Annotated in this window: 19 protein-coding genes and 1 tRNA gene; 7 read left to right on the top strand and 13 right to left on the bottom strand. The window is 57.4% G+C overall.

The features are described 5' to 3' along the window. Nucleotides 1-8: 8 nt before the first annotated feature. Complete coding sequence (gene ffh, locus PYTT_RS02490) at nucleotides 9-1,487, bottom strand: signal recognition particle protein (protein ID WP_083076827.1); 1,479 nt, start codon at nucleotides 1,485-1,487, stop codon at nucleotides 9-11. 29 nt (nucleotides 1,488-1,516) lie between these two features. On the opposite strand from ffh, the gene PYTT_RS13245 reads away from it, so the two are divergent. From PYTT_RS13245 to PYTT_RS02480, 3 genes are all read left to right on the top strand, one after another. Beyond that, entirely contained in the window at nucleotides 1,517-1,654 is a 138-nt protein-coding gene (locus PYTT_RS13245) for a hypothetical protein (RefSeq protein WP_156850315.1), read from the top strand. 121 nt (nucleotides 1,655-1,775) lie between these two features. Further along, on the top strand, nucleotides 1,776-3,848 hold the full coding sequence (locus PYTT_RS02485) for a hypothetical protein (RefSeq protein ID WP_067776426.1): 2,073 nt from the start codon (nucleotides 1,776-1,778) through the stop codon (nucleotides 3,846-3,848). Between the two features lie 200 nt (nucleotides 3,849-4,048). Then, nucleotides 4,049-4,123 (top strand) — tRNA-Arg (locus tag PYTT_RS02480). 88 nt (nucleotides 4,124-4,211) lie between these two features. On the opposite strand, the gene PYTT_RS02475 is transcribed toward PYTT_RS02480, so the two are convergent. The 3 genes from PYTT_RS02475 to rplU form a co-directional block, all read right to left on the bottom strand. Continuing rightward, nucleotides 4,212-4,502 (bottom strand): hypothetical protein, encoded by a 291-nt coding sequence (locus PYTT_RS02475; protein ID WP_083076825.1) that lies wholly within the window; start codon nucleotides 4,500-4,502, stop codon nucleotides 4,212-4,214. A gap of 132 nt (nucleotides 4,503-4,634) precedes the next feature. Beyond that, nucleotides 4,635-4,889, bottom strand: a complete 255-nt coding sequence (gene rpmA, locus PYTT_RS02470) for a 50S ribosomal protein L27 (protein ID WP_067776423.1) — start codon at nucleotides 4,887-4,889, stop codon at nucleotides 4,635-4,637. Nucleotides 4,890-4,913: 24 nt separating this feature from the next. Further along, nucleotides 4,914-5,234: a 50S ribosomal protein L21 gene (rplU, locus tag PYTT_RS02465; protein ID WP_067776420.1), complete on the bottom strand. Its 321-nt coding sequence runs from the start codon at nucleotides 5,232-5,234 to the stop codon at nucleotides 4,914-4,916. A gap of 89 nt (nucleotides 5,235-5,323) precedes the next feature. Here rplU and tsaE point away from each other — a divergent pair, with 89 nt between their 5' ends. Beyond that, entirely contained in the window at nucleotides 5,324-5,770 is a 447-nt protein-coding gene (gene tsaE, locus PYTT_RS02460; protein ID WP_067776598.1) for a tRNA (adenosine(37)-N6)-threonylcarbamoyltransferase complex ATPase subunit type 1 TsaE, read from the top strand. Nucleotides 5,771-5,979: 209 nt separating this feature from the next. Here tsaE and PYTT_RS02455 read toward each other — a convergent pair whose 3' ends face one another. Then, complete coding sequence (locus PYTT_RS02455; protein WP_067776416.1) at nucleotides 5,980-6,744, bottom strand: GDSL-type esterase/lipase family protein; 765 nt, start codon at nucleotides 6,742-6,744, stop codon at nucleotides 5,980-5,982. A 520-nt stretch (nucleotides 6,745-7,264) separates the two neighbouring features. Between PYTT_RS02455 and PYTT_RS02450 the strand changes: the two genes are divergently transcribed. Then, the gene (locus tag PYTT_RS02450) at nucleotides 7,265-12,925 is read left to right on the top strand and encodes an autotransporter outer membrane beta-barrel domain-containing protein (protein WP_067776412.1); all 5,661 of its coding nucleotides are present in this window, start codon (nucleotides 7,265-7,267) and stop codon (nucleotides 12,923-12,925) included. 232 nt (nucleotides 12,926-13,157) lie between these two features. Further along, the gene (locus PYTT_RS02445; protein ID WP_083076816.1) at nucleotides 13,158-14,048 is read left to right on the top strand and encodes a glycoside hydrolase family 16 protein; all 891 of its coding nucleotides are present in this window, start codon (nucleotides 13,158-13,160) and stop codon (nucleotides 14,046-14,048) included. Between the two features lie 91 nt (nucleotides 14,049-14,139). Here the strand turns inward: PYTT_RS02445 and PYTT_RS02440 are convergent, their stop codons facing one another. The 3 genes from PYTT_RS02440 to PYTT_RS02430 are packed head-to-tail and all read right to left on the bottom strand — an operon-like array spanning nucleotide 14,140 to nucleotide 17,105. Further along, a complete protein-coding gene (locus PYTT_RS02440) occupies nucleotides 14,140-15,141 on the bottom strand; it encodes an A/G-specific adenine glycosylase (RefSeq protein WP_172801749.1) in 1,002 nt (333 codons plus the stop codon). Between the two features lie 11 nt (nucleotides 15,142-15,152). Further along, complete coding sequence (locus PYTT_RS02435) at nucleotides 15,153-16,070, bottom strand: shikimate dehydrogenase family protein (protein ID WP_067776399.1); 918 nt, start codon at nucleotides 16,068-16,070, stop codon at nucleotides 15,153-15,155. Nucleotides 16,071-16,097: 27 nt separating this feature from the next. Next, complete coding sequence (locus PYTT_RS02430) at nucleotides 16,098-17,105, bottom strand: carbohydrate kinase family protein (RefSeq protein WP_067776595.1); 1,008 nt, start codon at nucleotides 17,103-17,105, stop codon at nucleotides 16,098-16,100. Between the two features lie 121 nt (nucleotides 17,106-17,226). Here PYTT_RS02430 and PYTT_RS13240 point away from each other — a divergent pair, with 121 nt between their 5' ends. Further along, the gene (locus PYTT_RS13240) at nucleotides 17,227-18,372 is read left to right on the top strand and encodes a two-component system sensor histidine kinase NtrB (protein WP_067776396.1); all 1,146 of its coding nucleotides are present in this window, start codon (nucleotides 17,227-17,229) and stop codon (nucleotides 18,370-18,372) included. 21 nt (nucleotides 18,373-18,393) lie between these two features. Here the strand turns inward: PYTT_RS13240 and PYTT_RS02420 are convergent, their stop codons facing one another. The 5 genes from PYTT_RS02420 to PYTT_RS13720 all read right to left on the bottom strand — a co-directional run bounded on the left by PYTT_RS02420 (nucleotide 18,394) and on the right by PYTT_RS13720 (nucleotide 22,144). Beyond that, entirely contained in the window at nucleotides 18,394-19,656 is a 1,263-nt protein-coding gene (locus tag PYTT_RS02420; protein ID WP_067776393.1) for a glutamate-5-semialdehyde dehydrogenase, read from the bottom strand. Further along, complete coding sequence (proB, locus tag PYTT_RS02415; RefSeq protein WP_067776391.1) at nucleotides 19,653-20,417, bottom strand: glutamate 5-kinase; 765 nt, start codon at nucleotides 20,415-20,417, stop codon at nucleotides 19,653-19,655. The genes PYTT_RS02420 and proB overlap by 4 nt, the downstream gene beginning before the upstream one ends. A gap of 13 nt (nucleotides 20,418-20,430) precedes the next feature. Further along, nucleotides 20,431-20,604 (bottom strand): hypothetical protein, encoded by a 174-nt coding sequence (locus PYTT_RS13235; protein WP_156850314.1) that lies wholly within the window; start codon nucleotides 20,602-20,604, stop codon nucleotides 20,431-20,433. 70 nt (nucleotides 20,605-20,674) lie between these two features. Then, complete coding sequence (hflX, locus tag PYTT_RS02410; protein ID WP_067776389.1) at nucleotides 20,675-21,997, bottom strand: GTPase HflX; 1,323 nt, start codon at nucleotides 21,995-21,997, stop codon at nucleotides 20,675-20,677. A gap of 15 nt (nucleotides 21,998-22,012) precedes the next feature. Then, nucleotides 22,013-22,144, bottom strand: a complete 132-nt coding sequence (locus PYTT_RS13720; protein WP_245741057.1) for a CGxCxC motif mini-lipoprotein — start codon at nucleotides 22,142-22,144, stop codon at nucleotides 22,013-22,015. Nucleotides 22,145-22,183 lie beyond the last annotated feature (39 nt).

Here is a 22,183-nt window from a genome sequence, read left to right as displayed (position 1 = left end):
TTCCGCGTTCAGCGTCCGCGGAACAGATTGCCTATTTTGTTGGCTGCGCCGACTCCCTTGAGGGCGCCTTTCAGGGCCATGCCTTTCAGGCCTCCCATACCGAGGCTTTTCATGTCGATGCCGCTGAGGTCGGGCATGCCGCCGCCTCCAGCCATGCCGGGCATGCTGCCTGCCATTTGTTTCATCATGGCGCCCATTTTGCCTTTGCCGGACATCATTTTCTTCATTTCGGTGAAGTTTTTGATGAGTTTGTTGACTTCGAAGATGGGGCGGCCCGAGCCTGCCGAGATGCGGCGGCGGCGGGAAGGGTTCAGAAGCATGGGGTTGCTGCGTTCCTTTTTCGTCATGGAGAGGACGATGGCTTCCATGTGCTTCATGCGCTTGGGGTCGAGGGCGCCTGCGGGTATCTGCTTTTTGAGTTTGCCGAAGCCGGGGAGCAGGCCGAGCAGGCCTTCGAGCGGGCCGAGGCTTTGCATCATGCGCATTTGGTCGAGGAAATCGTTGAAGTCGAACTTGCCTTCCGCCATGCGCTGGGCGGATTTCATGGCCTGTTCTTCGTCGATGCGGGCGGCGGCGTGTTCCACGAGTCCCACGATGTCGCCCATGCCGAGGATGCGGTCCGCGAGGCGGTCAGGTACGAAGGGTCCGAACTGGTCGAGTTTTTCGCCTTCGCCCGCGAATTTGATGGGTTTGCCGGTGACGGAGCGCATGGAGAGCGCGGCGCCGCCGCGTGCATCGCCGTCGAGCTTGGTCATGACGATGCCGGTGATGCCGACGGCGTTGTTGAAGGTGCAGGCTACCTGAACGGCCTGCTGGCCGGTAGCGGCATCGACGACGAGAAGGGTTTCTCGCGGGTCGATGTAGTCGTTCAGGCGTTTGAGTTCGCCGATGAGTTCTTCATCGACTTCCTGACGGCCGGCGGTGTCGAAGATGATGACGGTTCCGTCCTGCGTTTTGGCCCACTGAAGGGCTTCCCTGGCAACGCGGACGACATCTTTTTCCCCCGGAGCGGGTGTGAAGACGGGTACGTCGATTTGCTTCGCCAGCGTAGCAAGCTGGTCGATGGCGGCGGGGCGGATCAAGTCGCAAGCGACGAGAAGGGGGCGGCGGCCTTCTTTTTTGAGGCGGAGGGCAAGTTTCGCGCTGGTCGTGGTTTTGCCTGCACCGTTGAGGCCGACGACGAGGATGCGGGCGGGGTCCGTGAGGTCGAGCGTGGCGACGTCTCCACCGAGGAGTTCGGCGATTTCATCGCGAAAGATTTTGACGATCTGCTCGCCGGGTTTGATGGATTTGAGTACTTCCGTACCCATGGCCTGTTCCTTGACGTGGGCGATGAATTCGCGCGCCACGGAGAATTCGACATCGGCTTCGAGCAGGGCGACGCGGATGTCCTTCAACGCATCGGAGATGTTCTTCTCGGAGATCTTTCCCAGTCCGCGCAGTTTGCGGAAGGTATTGTCCAGTTTGTCGGCAAGGAATGAAAACATGATTCGTGTCGAAATGGTAGCAAGCCCGTATGGCAAAGTCAAGTTTGCATCCTGTGATGGTGCGTGATGCGGGGAAGGTGCATTGGACGAAGGTTGAGCGGTGGGTATCGCGTTCCGGACAAGCGGGTACCGGCAGGGAGTCGATAGTATGCGACTTGCTGGCATGATATATGGAGGATGGGCAGGATTGCTTTCTTGACAGCGATTATGCTCCTCTCTATACTCGACAAGCGAAGTGCCGGACAGGTGTCCCCGCTTTGCCATCACCCACATTTCCCCGATTACATCATGAACATGAAGATGAAGACGACGTTCCTCGCAGCTTTGCTTATTCCCTGCGTGTATGCGCAGGAACCCGCTCCGGCTGCGTCCTGGCAGGGCAACGGCCTTGAAACCGCCGAGATGAAGTATCGCTCGAATTTCCAATCGTCATTGTCGCTTTTTCCTGCCGATACCGAATTCGTCATGGGTGCGTTCGATGTGGGCGAGACAGCCACGACTTTGTGCGGCTCGAAGCTCGTCCGGTTGTTCAATGACGGTCAAGCTGTCGACGTGCCGTTGCCGGTGCTTGGCGTGCGCAATGCGGTGATTGCTTGCGGCAAGGGATCGGCGGAGAGCATGCGCAGCATGGCTCCCTTGTATGCAGCTGTGCGTGCCGCCAAGGATAGCCGAACTCTGCATGAGTTTCTGGAAGACGACGAAGCGCTGGGTACATGGATTTCCGGTTTGTCCGACCAGGCCATGGTGGATGTGTTGGTTGCGGCGAAAGGCTGGGCGCATGCGGGCACAATGCCTCCGTTGCTGGCGGTCGTGACCCCTGAACGCTCAATGATGCCGATGGTGGAAGCCCAGATGTCTTCCATGATTGCCATGCTGAAATCGCGTGCCGGAGAGTGGGCGGGCGTGTATCACGAGGGTGATTATTCGGGTGTTCATTTCTCAGGCATTTGCATCGAAGGTTCGCAATTGGCGGATCGGTTGCGGGTGTTTGGCCAGAGCATGAAGTCGAATATGAAGAAACCTCTGACCGAGCTGCTGGAGGGATTGAAGGGGAGAAAGATTTATGTGCTGGGTGCGGTGCACGATGGGAAGCTTATTCTCTCCATGACGGAAGATCCTGCAACCCAGCTCAAGCTGGCGGCCAATGCCGATGAATCCATTTTGAAGACGGATAAGCTGGCTTTTGCCTCTGATAAGATGGCATACCGGCCCAATTTCCTGATGTATACCGGCAAGGAGCTGGTGGCCGCGATGGAAGCCAACGAGCGGGCTCGCTATGCCGGAACCAGAAAATTGCTGGAACGAGTCGTGGAAATGGCCGACTGGCCCGACCGTCAGACGATGAAGGATGCCAAAGCCGCCGTTGCCGGAGTGCTTGATCCGCTGGCCGATGGCAAAGGGTTGCCCGAACCGTGTGCATCGACATGCATCGCATGGGAGCAGGACGGTCTTCATGTGGAAATGACGGGGAGCAAGTCTGTATGGTTCGACGATGGCAGGTCGCTGGCGCTGGCATCACTGGCAGACAATCCGGATACGATTCTTCTGATGGAGCAGACCGTGAATCCGGCTGCCGCGAAGACATTGGCGGATATGGTGGAAAATGCTGTTGCTTGTATTTGGTACGGTTCGACGATAGGAGGAGGCATCTCCAGCCGCAAAACGCTGGAAGAGGAAAGGCAGTATGCGGAAACCGTCAAGTCCATGTGGAAATCGTGCCGCACCATGTGGGAAGGGCTGGGTACGGACTCAGCTCTTCTGGTGGACGGAAAGGGCTCTTTCCCGAAAGATATTTCCCCGGCGACACAGCCTCTTCTGGATCAAATGACAGCTCCCCGTGTGGCTTTGTATGCAAGCGTCAGGGATCGCAGCCAGATCGTTTCCGGGTGGAACGCCCTGTTATCCCAAGTGGAGCAACTTGCCCTCAAGGAAGGATTGTCCCGCAAGGATTGGGAAAAGATGATGCCTGAAACTCTCCGGGTATCGACCTTCGGAAACGGCGGAACAGTCTATTCTCTGGCAGAAGGGGATGATGAGCCGAATTGCGAACCGAACCTGATTCTGACGGATGAATCGCTGGTGCTGGGTACGTCGCGCCTCTGGAACGAAGAGATCGTCCGTATTGCTCAATCGCCGTCCGGTACGGCCAGAGGGGGGCTTTTCGTCTTCCGTGTGGGAGGGTTGAAGAAGTGGATGGATCACAATGCCTCGTTCGTGCGCCGGATCGTCGGCAAGTCCGAACTGGTGGAAAATGCTTTTGCCGGAGTGACGGCTCTTGATGCGGTTATGGACGGTATTTATGCGACGGTGTCGAATGAGGGCGGCAAGTGCATTTTCCGTCTTCATCTCAAGATGAAGTAACCGTCGGGATACAGCGGTTTTGCGGGCAGGCGGCGTTTGCTGTCTGCCTGTTCCTTTTTATGGATGAAGCGGCGGTGGCATTCTGCTTGAAGTGATGGCGGAACGGGATGATGCCGGAATGACGGGAAATTGCGTTCTGATACGTTTTCTGCTTGCTTTCATTCCGTATTTCGAGCTTAATATGCCCGTCTTTATTTCAGGGCCCTATAGTTAAATGGATATAACGAGCGTTTCCTAAACGCTAATTGCAGGTTCGATTCCTGCTGGGGCTACCACGCGCTTTTGCCAACTTGGCGCATATTTTCATTACAACTTCTCTCCAACGGCCGATTGAGAAAGAATGATTGGGATATAGCTAAATCCTTAAATAATTTCCCATATGCCTTTGGGGCTGACAGGTGCACCGTGAGTATTTTCTTTCGTAGATGCTCCTTTCATCCGTTTTTGTTGGCGAAGTTGTGTGGCTGCCCATCTGATATCGTAGTTCCATGTATAAAACATATCGTCGGCAGGGGATAATTGGTTTCCATATACTTTCCAAAACTCTCGGAAAATAGTCATCATGGAGGCTTTTCCTCCAAGCTTCTGAAGAAGTTGATAGAGGATATTTGGTAAATCTTTTCGTGTCATATCATTGAATACTACGTTCATCATAATGTATTGATTTCTGGTATGTGTCAATAGCAAATTTCGCGTGCATCAGAAAGATTTGCTGTACTATGCATACAAAAAACGGAGTACCGTTTCGGGTACTCCGTTGGAGATGTTGCGGTGTCCGCAAGTTGCTTAGGCTTCTTCTGCCGGGGCGACGTTGACGCGGCGTCCGTCTCGGTCGAAGAACACGCGGCCGTCCACAAGGGAGAAGATGGTGTAGTCGCGGCCCATGCCCACGCCCTTGCCGGGGTGCCATTTGGTGCCGCGCTGGCGGATGATGATGTTGCCAGCGATAACGACCTGTCCACCGAATTTCTTCACGCCAAGACGCTTGCTGCGAGAGTCGCGTCCATTGCGTACGGAACCTTGACCTTTCTTATGAGCCATATCTAGTAAAAATGTTGGTTAAGTTTAGCCCTTGATTGCGGTGATTTCGATCTTCGTCAGAGCGGCGCGGAAACCCTTCTTTTTGTGGAACCCCTTGCGGCGCTTGAATTTGAAAGCCACTCCCTTGGCGCCGCGAGCGGCTGCGTCGAGTACCTTGGCGGTCACGGTCGCACCGGAAACGGTGGGCGTGCCGATCTTGGTCGTGCCGTCGGCTTCGACGAGGAGGACCTGGTCGAAGGTTGCTTCTCTGTCTTGCGCCAGCGTGGCGATGCGGTCGACGGTCAGAACGTCGCCGACTTGCACGCGGTACTGTTTTCCACCTGTTTTGAAAACTGCGTATGCCATAATGTCACTAATTCGTATTGATCCCGCCGGAGCGGGCGGGCACATTATACATACGGCTCGACGGCTGGCAAGTAAAATTTAATCTTTTTATGGAGAATTTGCATAAAATTTTCAATTCCGGAGTGAGGACGGTGTCTTCTCCCGAGGAGATGCGCGGGTTGGGGAGGTTGCTTGCCGAGGTGTTGCAACCGGGGCAGGTTGTGGGACTGGTCGGCGATCTGGGGGCCGGGAAGACGCATCTGGTGCAGGGTATTCTGGAGGGGCTGGGCGCCGGGAATCCCGGTGTGAGTCCGACATTTTCTCTGGTACACGAGCATTCCGATGCGCGTATTCCCGTGTGCCATTTCGATTTTTACCGTATGGAGTTGCCCGAGGAGTTGCTTGCGATCGGTTGGGACGAGTATCTGGAACGCGGCGATTTGATTCTGGCAGAGTGGGCCAATCGCTTTGACGGTTCGATGATGCCGGAGGGCACGGTGTGGTTGCTGCTCGAGCATGCGGCAGAGGGCGTGCGTACGGTTTCATTGGCCGTTTGACCATGTAGGCGATGCCATGTGTTGACGGTATGCAGGAGATGCATTCTGTGGTGCGGTTGGTGCCGGATGTCTGCGCCTGGGATGTGTTTGGCTGCCCGGTTCCATCCCATTGGCAGCGGAAGGAGTGGGCTTGGTGTGTGGAAATGCCGCGCATTCCATGAGAGGAGTGCGCGGCAGTGTGAGGAGTCGGACGTGATGCGGCGTCAGGATCAGGAACGGGAGGATGCCTGATCGCTTTTTTTCAGCCATTTTTCGACTTCGGGAAGCAGGTGTTCACACCAGACGCGGTATCCTTGTTCGGTGAGATGGACGTGGTCCTTGAAGAGGCCGGGTTTGAAGGTTTTGTCGGGATTGAGGAAGTATTTGTTGTAGTTGACGATGTTCGTGCGTGGCAGTTTGAGTTTGCGGATTTCGGCATTGACTTTTTCTCCAAGGATGCGGAGGTTTCCTTTGGGGTCTGGGCCGTACGGCGTGGTTTCAAGGATGATGACGTGGGTGGAGGGGAATTTGTCCAGCAGAGTCGTGACGATTTTTTTGACTCCTTCGACGGTTTCCTTTGGTGTCTGTTTGCCTTTCCATGTGCCGATGTTGTTGGTGCCCACCATCAGGACGCATACCTTGGGAGGGGTGGTAGTGGCAAGTTTGGTGTCTTCCATGCGCCAGAGGATGTGTTCGGTGCGGTCTCCGCTGACTCCGAAGTTGACGGCTTTGAGCGGAACGAATTTTTCATCCCATACTTTTTTACCGACGATTTCCCATTGTTCGGTGATCGAGTCGCCGATGAAGAAGACATCGCAAGGCAGGTTGGCCATGTTTTGCTTGACTTTGGCATAACGAGCAGGAACCCAGTGCCTGTCATTGTATACAGGGGCTACGGGCGATGTCGGCGGGTCGTTTTCGGATGGTGCGGCGGCCAGAAGAGAGGGCAGGCCTGCGAGGAGACATGCGGCAGAAATTAGCGTGTTTTTGGTCATAATGGTCTCTATGGTCGAAGTTGTAGAAATATGCCGGATTGGAGCTGTCTGTGGTAATCCGACCATTTGCATGTTTTCTACGTCGCATTCGTCACTCTTCTATCGTTTCCAAGCATGTATTACCTTTTTCGATTGTTTTGAAATTATTATAACTTTTTCTTACTTATTTATTATGAGTTATTTTATTTGTAAAATATTTTTCAGAGGCTTTGTGTTTCCATGAAATTGTTGTTTGTGTCATACATTCGGAGGGGTGAAGACGGATTATAAATCCGCTTATTGATTATTTTGTACAATAATAATAAATGTATTATGAATTCATTTGTATGTTTTTTGTTATATAAAAATGAACAAAATTCAAAAAAATGGACATGAAAAACACCGTTTAAAATTAGGTATAATTAAAAGAATTTATTGAATGAAAACGTATTGCGTTATATAATGGTTTTTAATTGACACAGGATTTATAATCCGCTAAAATTGTGCGGGGTTTATTTTTGCTCCTATATGTCTTATTATTATGAAGTTGCATCTTCCTGTCCTGTTGCGCGCCGCTTTGTTGAGCGCTTTTGTCGTTTCCTCTCAAGGATTCGCCGGTGATTATCAGAATGGTTCTCTGGTCAAGGAGAATCAGACGGGTACCATTTACAATGATTATAGCGGTTCATTCGCTTTGAATTCTTATGAAGCGTTGACGTTCCGCAATAACGTCAGTGTTATTTACGGGCAGGGAAGCGTGTCGCTGCTCGGTAACGGCGATGTTTTGTTCCAGGGGAATCAAAGCAAGTGGGATGGTCCCGCCATCAGTGCCGGGACGGGAGTGTATTTGAAAGATAACAAGTCTCTGGCATTCAGCGGCAATATTTTCAACGATCCGAATGTATCGTGGATTCGAGGCGGCGGCGCCATCAGCTTGTATTCCCCCAATTCGAGGATCAATTTCGAAGTTTCCGGCAATGATTCGGTTTTATTCTCCGGCAACAGGTCTACGGGAAGTGGCGGTGCCATTTATATTTATGGTTCCGGACAGCCGACATTCAGCAACAACGGTACGGTTCGGTTCGAGAACAACGCGTTGACCGGAGGTAACGGAGGGATGGGCGGAGGATTGTTTTCCTGGTCATATGCCATTTTTGAAGGCAACGATAATGTCGAGTTCGTCGGTAATACGGCGAATGGCTCCACTTGTTATGGTGGCGCGCTTTACGCCCGCGCAGGCGTAGATATTACCGGGACGACAGGGCAGGTGCTGTTCGACGGCAATTCTGCCGACAAAATCGCAGGTGCTTTTGCATCCGGCTACTGGTTCAATATCGAGAAGAACGGAGATGTCATGTTCTCCAATAACACGACGCTCGGAGAAGGTTCGGCCGTGTACGTGACGCTGGATTATTATCCGTCTACGACGAAGTATCTTCTTTCCGCCGATTACGGCAATGTGACGTTCAAGGACAATTTCCAGAATACGGGCAACGGAGGAGCGAACAAGTCCCGCATGGGTTTGGTTGGTACGGTGTACAAGGAGGCGATGAACCAGGTCGATTTCGAGATGCGTGCGGCTGCCGGGAAGTCCATTTTCTTCTACGATCCTTTCTATTTTACACGTTACAGCGATGCGGAAGGTCCGGGCAATTCGTCCCTCAAGGTACATATGAACAGTATGGCCGGCTATTCGGGCAATATTGTCGTTTCCGGGCAGTATAACGAAGGGCAGGTGCTCGATTCCTATATTGCCGGGGCTGCGGAGCTGTATGAGGGCTGCCTGTCGATTGTGGATAAGGGCCGCCTGTCGATGCGCGATGTGTGGTCTTCCACATACGGCAGCGGACATCAGGTGAAGGATACCTATTTCGATTTCCGTGCATGGGGCGGTTCCGTGCTGGAGATGCGCCGCGATGGCGCCATGGTGGCGAAGACGGCTCAGTTCGATTCCCGGACGATTCTCCGAACGGGTAGCGGCGCTTCACTGGCTTCTGCTTCCGTGAATATGCAGAGCGGCATTACGTTTGATATCGCTCCGTTCCTCAATACCAATGTGGAAGCCTCCGGTTTGACGGTGACCACGGAAAGCTGGTCGCTCGGCGGCCACCTTTTCCTGAGCAATAATCTCGATTTCAACGGCGATTCCCGCTGGGCGACGAATCAGAATTATCTTCTGATGACGGATGCGAACGGTTCCCGCAACGGGCAGACGTTTTCCGATATTCTGATTTACGGTCTCGGTACGAATGTGATCGGGGACGGCTATGCCTATCAGGGTACGTGGTCTTTCTCATGGAACGGGAATGATCTGTATGCCCATTGGACGGTGAATGCTCCTGTGGGCGCCGAGTTGTGGTGGGACGGCGAAGGCGCTGGCCATGGCAACGGGATCGGCGTCTGGAATCAGGTGTCGACGAACAAGGTGTGGAATAAGGATATGCCGGATGGCGTGGACTGGGCATTCCAGGATCTCGACGTGGTGCATTTCACCCGCAGTGGCGATGTGACGATCAAGGGGCTTGTCAGCGTGAACGGCAATGTGAAGCCTTCCGGAATTATCGAGGTAGCTTTTAATGGCGGCAACGGCGATTTGTTGTGGCACGGCGACGGTTCGATCGTCGGCAATGCGTCGATCGAGAAGTACGGTACGGGCAAGCTGGTGATCCGCACGGAGAATTCCTTCTCCGGCGGCACGAAGCTGTACGGCGGTACGATCCGTGTGGATGCCAAGACCGGGCTCGGTACAGGTGGCGCGACGATTTACGGAGGTTTGCTCGATCTGGGCGAACGCGGCGTAGAGAATGACGTGACGGTTGTTGGCAACGGCGCTCTGGCCGGTATTGCAGACGGCCATGTGCTCGTCAAGACGGATGCCGTGCTCAATTTCCTGGCCGGTACGTGGTTCCGCGGAGCTTCCACGGATGTGGGGCTGGAGCGCAATCCCGTGGTGGTGGAAGGCAAGGGTACGGTGAATGTGCAGGCCGGGACGAATTTTGCCGGCCACATCGAGTTGAATGGCAACGGTTCGGTCGTCAATTTCGTCGAAGGAAACGGCGGTACGTCCCAGTTCTCCGGTACGATTTGCGGCAACGGTTCGATCAATGTTCTCGGCGGCAATCATGAAGCCCGCGATATGTACGCCCACGGCGAGGATGCCTTTACCGGCACTCTGACGATGTACGGCGGCAAGATGACGATTGCTTCTCCCCGCGTGTTTTCCGGTCCCGTGCATTTGCTCGGCGGTACGTTTATTGCCGGAGATGCTGTGCGCATCGGTACCGTGACGGTGGGCAACGATCAGGCGGACAAGGTGTTTGCCACGGTGGGCGTGACTCCCGTCGGCGAGATCAGCAAGGATTACCTCTGGGCGGACAGTCTGGATGTGAAGCAGAATGCGACGTTGAATGTGATCGGCTCTCTGAACGTGCTGAAGGGCACGACGGTGCAGTCCGGCGGCATGATCGAGATGCAGAACGGTTCGACTTTCCGGACGATGGGTTATCTGACTTCCGAGAACAAGACTGCTGCGCTTCCTTCCGGCGGCGTGGTGATCAATGAAGGCTGTGCGTGGAATGCCAACGGCGGTTTCGGTATGTACTATGTCGACGCCCGCACAGGCAATCTGACGATCGGTTCCGATTCGATCATCAAGGAGCAAGGCTATTTCTACGCTGAAAATACGGTGTACGGTACGGATAAGGACGGCAATCTCCTCCCCGCCGGAACGCCTGCCGATAAGCTTCCGACGCTGACCATTTCGAAGGGTGCGACCCTTTGGGCGGGCAATACGGTGAAGCATGCCAAGGTGGACAATGAGAATAACTGGTACCAGACGATTACCGGCTTTTTCAACGTGACGCTCGATATCGACGCTTTGGCGAATATCGGTACGTTCGTGATCAAGGGCGACGGCGACGGCAAGGTGACGCATGAAGGGATCGTGGATTCCATGAAGCGGGCCTTTACGCCGAAGCTTGTGGACGGCAAGGATCTCCGTACCTATCTGTACGTTCTCCGCGCGGGGATCGATTACAGCACGGGCGACAAGGTGATTCAGTCCAATGAGACGATTCATGTGGAGCAGCAGTCCTCTGCTACGGTGGGCGCTACTTCCGGTGCGATCGTGAACCTTGGCGGCGAGCTGAAGGTGAACCAGATCAACGAGACGGGCACGGTGACCGCTTCCGGCGGCAATACCGATCTCGTCGCAGCCACGGGCAATCAGGACAAGCCCCTGTTCATGGGGTCGTTCGGTACGGTGAGCGCGACGGATTCCACGGCAGCCCAGATCAAGCTGAATGAGAATGCGGGAACGCATTCCCTGGTGACGGTGGATACAGTGCAGGCCCAGACGGGCGAACGGACGGTGATCGGCAGTACGTCGAACGTGAATGCCCAGAATTTCATCGTGGCCGGAGCCGATACGAAGTTGGACAATCAGGGCGGTGCGCTCGTGGTTGACAAGGAAGTGAAGCTGGAGGAATCCGCATCGTATGCCGCTGGAGACAAGGACCGTTTCGGCTGGGTGAATCTGCATCAGGGCAATCTTGATTTGACGCGCAGTTCATGGGAAGGCATTACGCTGGGCTCCTATGCCGCCAGCAGCGGAGAGACGGAAGCCCGTGTCCGCCTCGATGAATCGAAGGAGAATAATCTGGATGCCAACGAGCTGCATGTGATCGGCAACGATAAGCAGACGAATGTGGTTGCTGGCACCAGAGTATCCGCCAATAAGCTGATTGCAGGGAAGGGTTCCCACCTCGAAGTGAAGGGCGGCGAAGTGAACGTGCGTCAGGAGCTGTTCTTCGACGAGGGCGTCGCCCAGTCGGGTACGGTGAATCTGGTTCGCGACGAGGCTGTCGAGCGCCCCGTCGATGTGGTGGTGACGCTTTCCGGCAACAATCAGGTGGGCAATATGAATAGCGCTCCTTCTGCTGCGACGTTCGTCAACAAGGGATTCAATAATGTGAACGGCTATTCTTCCAGCAAGGGCCGCGATACATGGGTGTTCGTGATGACGGATGCGATGCTTGCCAATCAGAACGAAGGCAATGCCATTGCGAAGATTGCCGCACAGGAAGGCAACGACCTGTCGCATATCGCTTTGGATACCTCGCAATTGACGCAGAGCTATACGGGCGATATTCAGCTTTACAGTGACAATATCACGCTGCGTACGAAGGATGTGGATTACGGCGAGGCGACGGGTGTTTACAACCAGAAGGATGCGATCAAGAATTTCGTGTTCGTCAATCCGGTGGTGCCCGATCTTCAGGAATCGACGATCAATTCCCTGTGGACGATGACTGATGCCATGGATGCGTTCTCGTCTGCGGTGTCAGGCCAGCTCAGCCTGGGGCTCTACCGCCAGACTCCTCAGCGCCATCTTTGGGGCAAGGCGTTCTATCTGAACGAGAATATCGGCAAGGCCCTGCGCGGCTACCGCAAGGATAGCGGCGGCTACGCCATCGGTTACGATGATGCCGTGAGCGACAATTCGATTCTCGGCGGAGCTTTCGGCCAGATTATCGGTTCCGAAAGGACGAACCGCGGCCTCGGCAAGACTCATCAGGATATCATGATGGGGATGGTGTACGGCCGTACGACGTTGCATGCCTGCGACCGCGGTCTGGTGGCATGGGATTATATGGCCGGTTACGGCAGCGGCCGGAACCGCGGCAAGTTCTTCCGCAACGGCAATTTCTCCACCGGACGCTGGAATAGCGATTCCTACAATTTGGAAACGCAGCTGACATGGTACCGCAAGGTGGGTTCGAATATGTCGATCAATCCGTATGTGGGGCTTGAGTTCGTGCTTGCCCAGCATGATGCCCATACGTTTAACGGCGGCGCCGGTGATTTTGCCGTGGACCGTTCCCGGATGCATGCTCTGCGCCTCCCGATCGGTGCGACGTTCGAGCATACGATTCAGATGGACGGCAAGTCGTCCCTGACGAATTATTTCGGTGCGAGCTATGTGCCGGATCTGGTTCGCAGGAATCCGAAGTCGAACGTGGCGAACGGCAATATGACGTTTACGATGCTGGATTCCCGTGTCGGACGCCATGCGGTGCGCGGCTATGTCGGCTCCTCCTGGCAGATCGACGAGCAGTGGAATGTGAACCTGCACTACGAAGTGGAGGCAGCCAGCCAGAAGGTGAACCAGACGGCCCGCCTCGGTACGAGCTATTCGTTCTGATTCCTGCCGTTCCGGTATTTTGCAAGCGCCCTTCTCCTGCATGGGGAAGGGCGTTTTGCGTGGACGGCGTGCCGGACGGATGCCGTTGTACCGTGTTATTGGTATACTATCAAAAAACACATAAGTTCATTTTTTTATTGGTTTTTCAATATTTTATGATTTGATGTCGTGGTTCTCGCCGGTCCTTTTTGATTGACAGATCGCTGTTTGTCATGCATTGTTTGCAGCGACTATGAAGTTGCCGCTTTATCTTTTAGGGATGTTTTCGCTGGGTTGCAGCATGGCCCTGGCCGAGAAGCCGTGGTCGTCCGACAACGATTGGAAGCTCGTTTTTTCCGACGATTTTTCCGGCCCGTCGCTCAATACCGGAAACTGGAGCCGCATTGCCTATGTAGACTGGCCTTCTCCTCCCGATTGGCGCAGGTATCAATCGGAAGACAAGCCGCTCGTTCAGTTCGGCAAGAAGGACGGAGCTACCGTGATGGCTTTGTGGGGAAGGTATGGCAATTATACGACTCAGGTGAATCAGAAGGAAGCCAAGCCCACGTATGCCTGCGGGGGGATCGATTCCATGAATACGTTTTCGTTCCAATACGGCTATGTGGAGGTGAGAGCCAAGTTCGACTGTGTGAAGGGGACGTGGCCTGCGATCTGGATGTTGCCCAAGCATGGGGGAGGCTGGCCCGATGGCGGTGAGATCGATATCATGGAGCATCTCAATTTTGAGGACGGAGTGCACCAGACGATTCATTACGCCGGCAATAACGGGAAGGCTACCAGCCAGACGAAGAATACTCCGTTCAACCGCAATGACTGGCATACTTACGGCGTGGAGTGGACGAAGGATAATATTACTTTTTATCTGGACGGGAAGGCTACCAAGTCCATGAATAACAATTCTTCGAATTGGCCTTTCGGCAAGGAAGGGCACGAGTTTTATATCATTATCGACCAGCAGATCGGAGGGAAGTGGGTGGAATCCGCAGGGCCGATCGATCAGGAGACGTTGAAGAAGAAGGGCGCCGCCATGTATATCGATTATGTGAAGGTTTATTCTTCGGAGAAGTACAAGCACCGTCCGTCCAAAGCGGCCAAGCCGAAGGCGAAGGCTGCCGCGAGGTGATCGGAGCGGGTTTCCCGTTTCTTTTCAGATAGCCGAACGCCCTTTCCCTCTGATGGGGAAGGGCGTTTTGTTCGGTTGCAGTGCGGGAGGTTCAGTTCCCTTGCGGGAGGTGTTTGAGGATGATTTTCCGGTCCGGCGAGGCCATTGGGATGGAGGGCAGCGCGTCGAGGCTGACAAAAGTTTCGGTGGCTCGCGGTTCGGTGTCCGGCGGCGCCTGATAGAGGAGCCTTGTGATTTTATAGCGCGTGACGCCGTATTTCTGTGTGCCGAGTTTGCGCATGCCGCGCGTTTCATCGGCCGTGCGGCGGGGAAGGCGGTACATGCCGAGGTGGCGGCCGTTGGTCTGGAGTTCCATCAGGATGCCGCGGCCGGTGAGGCAGAGGATGTCGTGGTGGGTTTCTTCGAGGGTTTCGGGCCGGGGCGTTTTGACGGGGAGGGATGCGGGGTTTTCGGCGAGGCAGTGTTCGCGGCAGGGGCAGAGGAGGCAGTCAGGCGAGGTGGGGGTGCAGTAGGTTTGCCCGAGTTCCATGATGGCGGAGTTGTAGGCGCGCGGGTTGTCCGGGTCGAGGAGTTCGGCGGCGCGTTTCCAGTGGCGTTTGCGGCCTTCGGTGCTGTCGATGGGTGTCGGGTCGTTGTCGAGGCGGGCCTGGACGCGGGAGACGTTGGCATCGACGATGGGAGCGGCGATGTTGTAGGCGAAGGAGAGGACGGCTCCGGAGGTGTAATCGCCGATGCCGGGGAGCTGCCGGAGGTCGTCGGGGCTCTGCGGGAAGATGCCGCCGTGGCGTTCGGCGATGGCTTTCGCCGTGGCTTGCAGGGAGCGGACGCGCCGGTAGTAGCCAAGGCCTTCCCACGATCTCAAAGCTTCTTCTTCACTGGCGGCGGCGAGATGCGCCGGGGTGGGATACTGGCGCAGCCATGCTTCATAGCGGCCGAGTACGGTGGGGATGGTTGTTTGCTGGAGCATGATTTCCGAGACGAGGATGGCCCACGGGTCGGTGGTGCGCCGCCACGGGTAGTCTTTGCCTTCACGGAGGAACCATGCGACGAGAGCGTGGCGGATGGCGAGTGTGCGTTCTGTTTCGGATGGCATGGAGGGGTGCATCAGGCTTTTTCGAGGGCGCGGCGCATGGCGGCGATGCTGGGTGTTTTCCCGAACCAGCGTTCGAAGGCGAGGGCTCCCTGATGGAGGAGCATGGAGAGGCCGTTCTCGACGCGTGCGCCGAGGTCCCGGGCCTGCATCTGGAAGGCGTCGTCGTGCGTCTGGAGGTCGTAGACGAGGTGGTGTGCGCTGATGAGGGAGGAAGAGATGGGCGAGGGGTCGGTGGGTTTGAGGCCGAGTGCGGTGGCATTGACGATGAGGTCGGCTTCGCCGATGTAGTCGCGCAGGGCAGGGTGGTCAAAGCCGAAGGCGGTGAGGCGTTCCGCGCTTCCGGCGAGCCTTTCTTCATCGACGAAGGAGAGGGCGAGGGCATCGCGGAGCCGTGCGAGTTCGGGCCGTGGGCGGTTGACGAGGGTGAGGCGTTCGCAGTGCTGGAGGGCGCAGGTGTGCGCGAGGGCGGTTCCGGCTCCGCCGCAGGCGCCGAGGAGGACGATTTTCAGGTCGCGCAGGTCCACGGAGAAGCATTCGCGGATGGCGCGGGCGAAGCCCATGCCGTCCGTGTTGAAGCCAGTGATGGTTCCGTCCGTATTGAATGCGAGTGTGTTGACCGCCTGTGTGACCATGGCGAGCGGGTCGCCGGGGGTGCTGAGGGCGTAGGCTTCCGTTTTGTAGGGGACGGTGACGTTGCAGCCGATGAAGCCGAGTTCCTGCAGGCGTGCGACGACGGAGGGGAAGTTGCCGTGTTCGGCAAGTACGCGGATGTAGGAGGCTTCGATGCGGGCGTAGTCCAGCGCAGCCTGCTGCATTTGCGGAGATTTGGAGTGGGAGATAGGGTTGCCGATGACGGCGAGGCGGGCGGGTTTGCCGCCGATGACGGGAGCTTCTGCGGCGAGGTCGTCGAGCGTGTATTGGGTTTGCATGTGAGGAATGGAGGGGGGGCGAGAGGTTCAGTAGAGGCCGGAAGAGGTGGCGGGAGCCGGGTGGGTTTCCATGAAGGAGGCGATTTCCTGCGGAGAGGGCATGGCGCGCAGAGCCCCCTTGCGGGTGGTGACGATAGTGGCGGCGGCATTGGCGAAGAGGAGCATGCCGGTGACGGTTTCGGGGGTGAGGTTGCCGATGCCGTGGCGTAGGATTTGGCCGAGGATGCAGGCTCCGTAGGTGTCTCCGGCACCGGTGGTGTCGATGGCGGGTACGGAGGTGTAGGTGTCTGCATGGATGCGGTGGCCGCCGCAGTAGGCGGTGCTTCCTTCCTTGCCCATGGTGGCGCTAAGGAAGCGGATTCCGGGGTATTGGCGGAGAATGGCGAGGGCGGCTTCGTCGATGTTGTCGATGCCGGTGGCGAGCTGCAGTTCTTCGGCGGAGAGTTTGGCGATGTGGCAGGCGGAGAGTCCGGTATGGAGTTGTTCGGCGGCTTCTTCCATGCTTTTCCAGAGGGGAGGGCGGATGTTGGGGTCGAAGGAGATGAGGCATCCGTTTTCCTGTGCGAGGTGCAGGGCGCGCAGTGTGGCGGCACGGACGCCGGGGTGGGTCATGGAGATGGTGCCGAAGTGGAAGGCTTTCGTGTGCCGGAAGATGCCGGGGTCGATTTCATCGGCGGTGAGCATCATGTCGGCTCCAGGGTTGCGGTAGAAGGAGAAGTCGCGGTCGCCGTGTTCGTCGTTATGGACGAAGGCGAGCGTGGTGTTGTGACCGGGGTCGAGGAGGATGTGCCGGGTGTCGATGCCGCATTCTTCAAGTGTTCGCCTGAGGTCGCGGCCGAACTGGTCTCGGCCTACCTTGGCGATCATGGCTGTGCGGAAGCCGAGCCGGGCGAGCATGGCGAGGAAGTTGCCGGGGGCTCCGCCGGGGTTTGCCTCAAGCAGGCGGTTGCCCTGTTCGCTGATGCCGCATGTGGTGAAGTCGATGAGAAGTTCTCCCAGTGCGACGATGTCGAAGGTTTGGTTTTGGGTGTGCATGGTTGGCATCAGGTCGATGGTACGCTGTACTGTATCACAGAAAGTCGTTTCGGGCAATGGGAATGTGGGGGCTTTTGTCTTGACTCGTCGTCCGGGCGTGCTAGGATGCAGGTGTTTTACGATGAAGAAGGAGACTCTCGATAAGCTGGTCGCACGTATCGACAGGATGGGTAAAGCGGATGTGCAGAGTCTGCTGCTGCGCCTTGCGGCGGAGAAGGGGTTGTTTCAGGAGGTGTTCGAGTCGCTGCGGGACGGGTTGATTTTGTTCGACGAGAAAGGGAAGGCATTTTTTGCGAACCGTGCGGCAGCGAAGATTTTCGATAAGTCCGTGCAATATCTGCTCAATCTGTCGTTCGAGACGCTGGTGGGGAAGACGTGTACGCTGGCCCAGCTGAGCGAGAGCAAGCTGGCGATTTCGCGCGATTTGCAGGTGAATTATCCGGAGGAGCGGCATTATAATTTCTATATGGCGCCGATCGGTGATCCGTCTTCCGGGTATCTGGTGCTGATTCATGACGATACGGAGTCGCAGCGCAGGCGCGAGGAGAATGCAGATGCAGAGCGGTTCAATGCCGTGGCTTTTCTGGCGGCAGGCGTGGCGCATGAGATCGGGAATCCGCTGAATTCTCTCGGGTTGCATTTGCAGCTTATTTCACGGAAGGTGAAGGCGCTCGGCGGGAAGGAGCGGGAGATGCTGGAACCTTTGCTGGAGACGGCCCATGCGGAGACGAAGCGGCTGGATACGATTCTGAAGCAGTTCCTGCAGGCGGTGCGGCCGACGGAGGTGCAGCGTTCGCCCGTGGATTTGAATGAGGTGATCCGGCAGACTCTGGATGTGCTGGCCCCGGAGATTGCGGCCCGCGGGGTGGAGATGCGGGTGCAGTGGAATGAGCAGCTTCCTTTGGTGGATGGAGATGCGACGCAGCTGGCGCAAGTGTTTTATAATTTGATCCGCAATGCGTACCAGTCGATCGCGAATCCGGCGGAGGGCGGTGTGTTTATCCAGACGGATTTTACGGATGCGGATTTGCGCGTGAATGTGTGCGATTCAGGTTCCGGGATTTCGCACGAGGTGCTGGGGAGTATTTACGAGCCTTTCCGGACGACGAAGGAGAAGGGCAACGGGCTGGGCCTGCTGATTGTGCGCCGTATCGTGAAGGATCACGGCGGGAGTATGAGTATTGCCAGCAGTCCCGGGCAGGGGACGACGGTGACGGTGCTGCTGCCGCGTGCCGACCGGGTGCAGAGGCTACTGCCGAATGGGTGACGTTGCGGAGCAGTGTGCCGTTCAGGCGAGCCGGGCGGGGTCTTTGACCTGGCCGCTGCCTGTGACGCGGTACTGGTACGAGGTGAGTTCCCGGAGTCCCATGGGGCCGCGGGCGTGCAGTTTGTCGGTGCCGATGCCGATTTCTGCGCCGAAGCCGTATTCTTCTCCGTCGCTGAAGCGGGTGGAGCAGTTGTGGTAGACGCATGCGCTGTCCACGCCGCGCTGGAAGGCATCGGCATGCTCGGCGTTTTCGGTGATGATGGCATCGCTGTGGTGCGAGCCGTAGCGGTTGATGTGGTCGATGGCTTCCTGCAGACTGCCGACGGTTTTGACGGAGAGGATGAGGTCTTCGTATTCGGTGCGCCAGTCTTCTTCGGTAGCAGGGAGTGAGCCGGGCATGAGGGGGAGGCTTTCGGCGCAGGCGCGTATTTCGACGCCGCGTGCCGCCAGCCGTGCCGCCATGCGGGGCAGGAAGTCTGCCGCGATGTTGCGGTGGACGAGGAGGGTTTCCATGGCGTTGCAGACGCCGGGGCGCTGGGTTTTGGCGTCGTCGGCGATGTCGATGGCTTTGGCAAAGTCGGCGGTTTCGTCGACGTAGGTGTGGCAGATGCCGTCCATGTGCTTGAGGACGGGCATTTTCGCATGTTCGACGACGGTGGAGACGAGTCCCTTGCCGCCACGGGGGATGATGACGTCCACGAGTCCTCCGCAGGCGCAGAGTTCGAGGACTTCGTCGCGGCTGCCGCTGCGGAGGAGCTGGACGCTTGCGGCGGGGAGTCCGGCGGCGGGGAGTTCGCGCTCGAAGATGTCCGCCAGCACGAGGTTGGAGCCGAGGGATTCGCTGCCGCCGCGCAGGATGACGGCGTTGCCGGATTTGAGGCAGAGGGCGGCGGCGTCGCAGGTGACGGTGGCGCGGCTTTCATAGATGAAGCCGATGACGCCGATGGGGACGCGTACCTGCCGGATGCGGAGGCCGTTCGGGCGTGTCCATTCGGCGATGGTTTCGCCGAGAGGATCGGGAAGCGAGGCGACCTTTTCCATGCCGGCGGCCATCTGTTCGATGCGCTCCGGGGTGAGGCGCAGGCGGTCGAGGAAGGCGGCGGGGCGGCCTTTTTCTTCGGAGAGGCGCACGTCTTCCCGGTTGGCGGCAAGGAGGGTGCCGGAGGCTTCGCGGACAGCCTGCGCGATGCGGCGCAAGGCTTCGCTTCGGACGGAGTTCGGGAACAGCGCGAGTTGGCGTGCGGCGGTGCGTGCGGCTTCCGCACAGGCTTGGATGGCGCTCATGAGGGGCGGACGGGGAGGAATTTGGTGCCGATGCCTTCGCCTTTCAGGAGGTCGAGGATGCGGTGGGCATGGTGGCCGTGGCTGATGAAGGTGGTGATGCCGTGCGAGGTGGCTTTTTTGACGGCTTCGAGTTTGGAGCGCATGCCGCCGGTGGAGAATTTGCCGGTGCTGTCTTCGATGTATTGCATGGCGTCGTCCACGTCTGCTACTTCGGAGAGGGTTGTGCGCCTGCCGTTTTCGCATTTGTAGAGTCCGTCCGCTCCCGTCATCAGGAAGAGGTAGTCGGCTTGAATGAGCCGGGCGACGAGGACGGAGAGGTTGTCGTTGTCGCCGAATTTGAGGGCATCGACGGAGACGGTGTCGTTTTCGTTGACGATGGGTACGACGCTGCCTTTCGAGAAGAGTTCGTCGAGTGTGGCGCGGATGTTTTCCGGGCGGTTGCGCATGTCGTCCGCCGTGAGCAGGAGCTGGGCGACGGTGATGCCGAAGAATTCGAAGAGGGTGGCGTACTTGTGCATGAGGTACGTCTGCCCGATGGAGGCGCAGGCCTGCTTGAGGGCGAGCTCGCGCGGGTAGGAGTCCAGCCCGAGCTGGGCGACGCCCGCACCGACGGCGCCGGATGTGACGAGGATGACGCGGTACCCCTGTGCGATGAGCTGGCTGATGGTGCAGGCAATGCCCATGACGGGTTCGCCTTCGAGGCGACCCGCATCATTGGTCAGGGAACTGGTGCCTACCTTGATAACGATGGTGGACGGCATGGTGTGTTCCCGTTCAGTGGCAGTGTTTGTAGTAGCGGCGGCCGTTATCGTGCCTGTACGGATGGGATGAATGGTACCTGTGGCTGCTGTGGTAGCCGGAGGAATGGCTGCGGTGGTGATGGCATGCGGGAAGCACGGCCACGGCGACCGAAGCGAACAGTATCATGAACAGGAGGCGTGCGTTCATGCTCGTAGTATAGGTGCGCCGTGCAGCCGGTGTCAAGCGGCATTCCGGTCAACCGTCATACAGGAGTCGTTCAATGTTCGCCGCCCGGTTCTGCGTAGGAGGCTATTTTCTGCGCGAAGCTTTTCGGGAGTGTGGCGGTGACGAGGGCGTCGTTGCCGTCGTATTCTGTGGAGACGACTTTGCCGTCGCGATGCATGGCGGCGATGATGTCGCTGCGCGAGAGGGGGATGCGGTAGGTGCGGCTGACGACGCGGTGCGAGAGCATGTCCACGCAGGCGTTCATGAGGCTGTCCGCTCCCTGTTCCCGGACGACGGACATGGGGACGACGGGGATGCCGACGGCGGCCGTGAGCGTTTCGATGACGGAGGCGCGTTCTTCGTCGGGGATGAGGTCCGTTTTGTTGAAGACGGCAACCATGGGTTTGTCCGCTGCGCCGAGTTCGGCGAGGACTTCGAGGGTGGTTTCGAAGTGGCGCAGGGCTTCGGGATCGGACGCATCGACGACCTGGATGAGGAAGTCGGCGAGGACGGCTTCTTCGAGGGTGGATTTGAAGGTTTCGACGAGGCGGTGGGGGAGGTTGCGGATGAAGCCGACGGTGTCCGTGAGCAGGAGGGGTTGGCCGTCCGGGAGTTCGATTTTGCGCGTGGTGGTGTCGAGTGTGGCGAAGAGGATGTTCTGGGCAAGTACATCCGCTTCCGCGACGAGGCGGAGGAGGGAGGATTTGCCGGCATTGGTGTAGCCGACGATGGCGGCTGTGGGTACGCCTTGCCTTTCGCGTTCCTTGCGCTGGGTGCTGCGCTGTTTGCGGACTTCTTCGAGGTCTTTCTGGATGGATTCGATGCGTGCGCGGGCGAGTCGCCTGTCCACTTCGATTTGCTTTTCACCTTCGCCGCGGGATGCTCCACCGCCGCCTTTGCCTCCGCCGGAACCGCCGCCCTGGCGGTCGAGGTGGGCCCACATGCGGGCCATGCGGGGAAGGGAGTACTGCATGCGGGCAAGTTCCACCTGCATGGTGGCTTCGCGGGTGCGGGCGCGTTTGGCAAAGATGTCGAGGATGATTTCTTCGCGGTCGATGACGCAGACGTCGATGAGGCGTTCCCATTCGCGCTGCTGGGAGGGGGCGAGCATGTTGTCGAAGACGACGCAATCCGCTTCCGCCGCGATGGCTGCCATGCGTACTTCTTCGGCCTTGCCGGTGCCGCAGAGGAATTTGGCGTGGACGTCGCGCGTGCGGACGAGTTCCTTGCGTACGATGCCTATGCCGAGGTTGGAGACGAGGTCTTCCAGTTCGTCAAGCATGGCCTGTTTTTCATGGACGTTGTCGCCGGGCAGGCAGATGGAGACGAGCATGGCCCGTTCGACCATGGAGGGTTTTTCGCGGATTTCAAACATGGATGTACCGTCGGATTAGAAGGATTTCGAGCTGGTGGGCTTGATGTCGTCGAGGTAGTCCTTGTTGTAGGAGTTGCAGTTGCAGGGACCGCAGGATGAGAGTGCCAGCAAGGTGCCGAGGCTCAGGAACAGGGAAAGAGATTTCACCTCCCCATTGAACGTGAAAGGGGAGGCGGAATCAAGCCC

This window comes from Neoakkermansia glycaniphila (genome assembly GCF_900097105.1).
Classification (GTDB): Bacteria; Verrucomicrobiota; Verrucomicrobiia; order Verrucomicrobiales; family Akkermansiaceae; genus Akkermansia; species Akkermansia glycaniphila.
Note: the sequence above shows the minus strand (reverse complement) of the source record. Positions and strands in the feature narration are given on the sequence as shown.

Coding starts and splice junctions, on each gene's coding strand:
- PYTT_RS02450 (WP_067776412.1), top strand. CDS start 7,265: ATGAAGTTGCATCTTCCTGTCCTGTTGCGCGCCGCTTTGTTGAGCGCT.
- PYTT_RS02440 (WP_172801749.1), bottom strand. CDS start 15,141: ATGCCATCCGAAACAGAACGCACACTCGCCATCCGCCACGCTCTCGTC.
- PYTT_RS02445 (WP_083076816.1), top strand. CDS start 13,158: ATGAAGTTGCCGCTTTATCTTTTAGGGATGTTTTCGCTGGGTTGCAGC.
- rplU (WP_067776420.1), bottom strand. CDS start 5,234: ATGGCATACGCAGTTTTCAAAACAGGTGGAAAACAGTACCGCGTGCAA.
- PYTT_RS02435 (WP_067776399.1), bottom strand. CDS start 16,070: ATGCAAACCCAATACACGCTCGACGACCTCGCCGCAGAAGCTCCCGTC.
- ffh (WP_083076827.1), bottom strand. CDS start 1,487: ATGTTTTCATTCCTTGCCGACAAACTGGACAATACCTTCCGCAAACTG.
- PYTT_RS13235 (WP_156850314.1), bottom strand. CDS start 20,604: ATGAACGCACGCCTCCTGTTCATGATACTGTTCGCTTCGGTCGCCGTG.
- tsaE (WP_067776598.1), top strand. CDS start 5,324: ATGGAGAATTTGCATAAAATTTTCAATTCCGGAGTGAGGACGGTGTCT.
- PYTT_RS02455 (WP_067776416.1), bottom strand. CDS start 6,744: ATGACCAAAAACACGCTAATTTCTGCCGCATGTCTCCTCGCAGGCCTG.
- PYTT_RS13240 (WP_067776396.1), top strand. CDS start 17,227: ATGAAGAAGGAGACTCTCGATAAGCTGGTCGCACGTATCGACAGGATG.
- PYTT_RS02420 (WP_067776393.1), bottom strand. CDS start 19,656: ATGAGCGCCATCCAAGCCTGTGCGGAAGCCGCACGCACCGCCGCACGC.
- hflX (WP_067776389.1), bottom strand. CDS start 21,997: ATGTTTGAAATCCGCGAAAAACCCTCCATGGTCGAACGGGCCATGCTC.
- PYTT_RS13245 (WP_156850315.1), top strand. CDS start 1,517: ATGGCAAAGTCAAGTTTGCATCCTGTGATGGTGCGTGATGCGGGGAAG.
- PYTT_RS02475 (WP_083076825.1), bottom strand. CDS start 4,502: ATGATGAACGTAGTATTCAATGATATGACACGAAAAGATTTACCAAAT.
- PYTT_RS02485 (WP_067776426.1), top strand. CDS start 1,776: ATGAACATGAAGATGAAGACGACGTTCCTCGCAGCTTTGCTTATTCCC.
- PYTT_RS02430 (WP_067776595.1), bottom strand. CDS start 17,105: ATGCACACCCAAAACCAAACCTTCGACATCGTCGCACTGGGAGAACTT.
- rpmA (WP_067776423.1), bottom strand. CDS start 4,889: ATGGCTCATAAGAAAGGTCAAGGTTCCGTACGCAATGGACGCGACTCT.
- proB (WP_067776391.1), bottom strand. CDS start 20,417: ATGCCGTCCACCATCGTTATCAAGGTAGGCACCAGTTCCCTGACCAAT.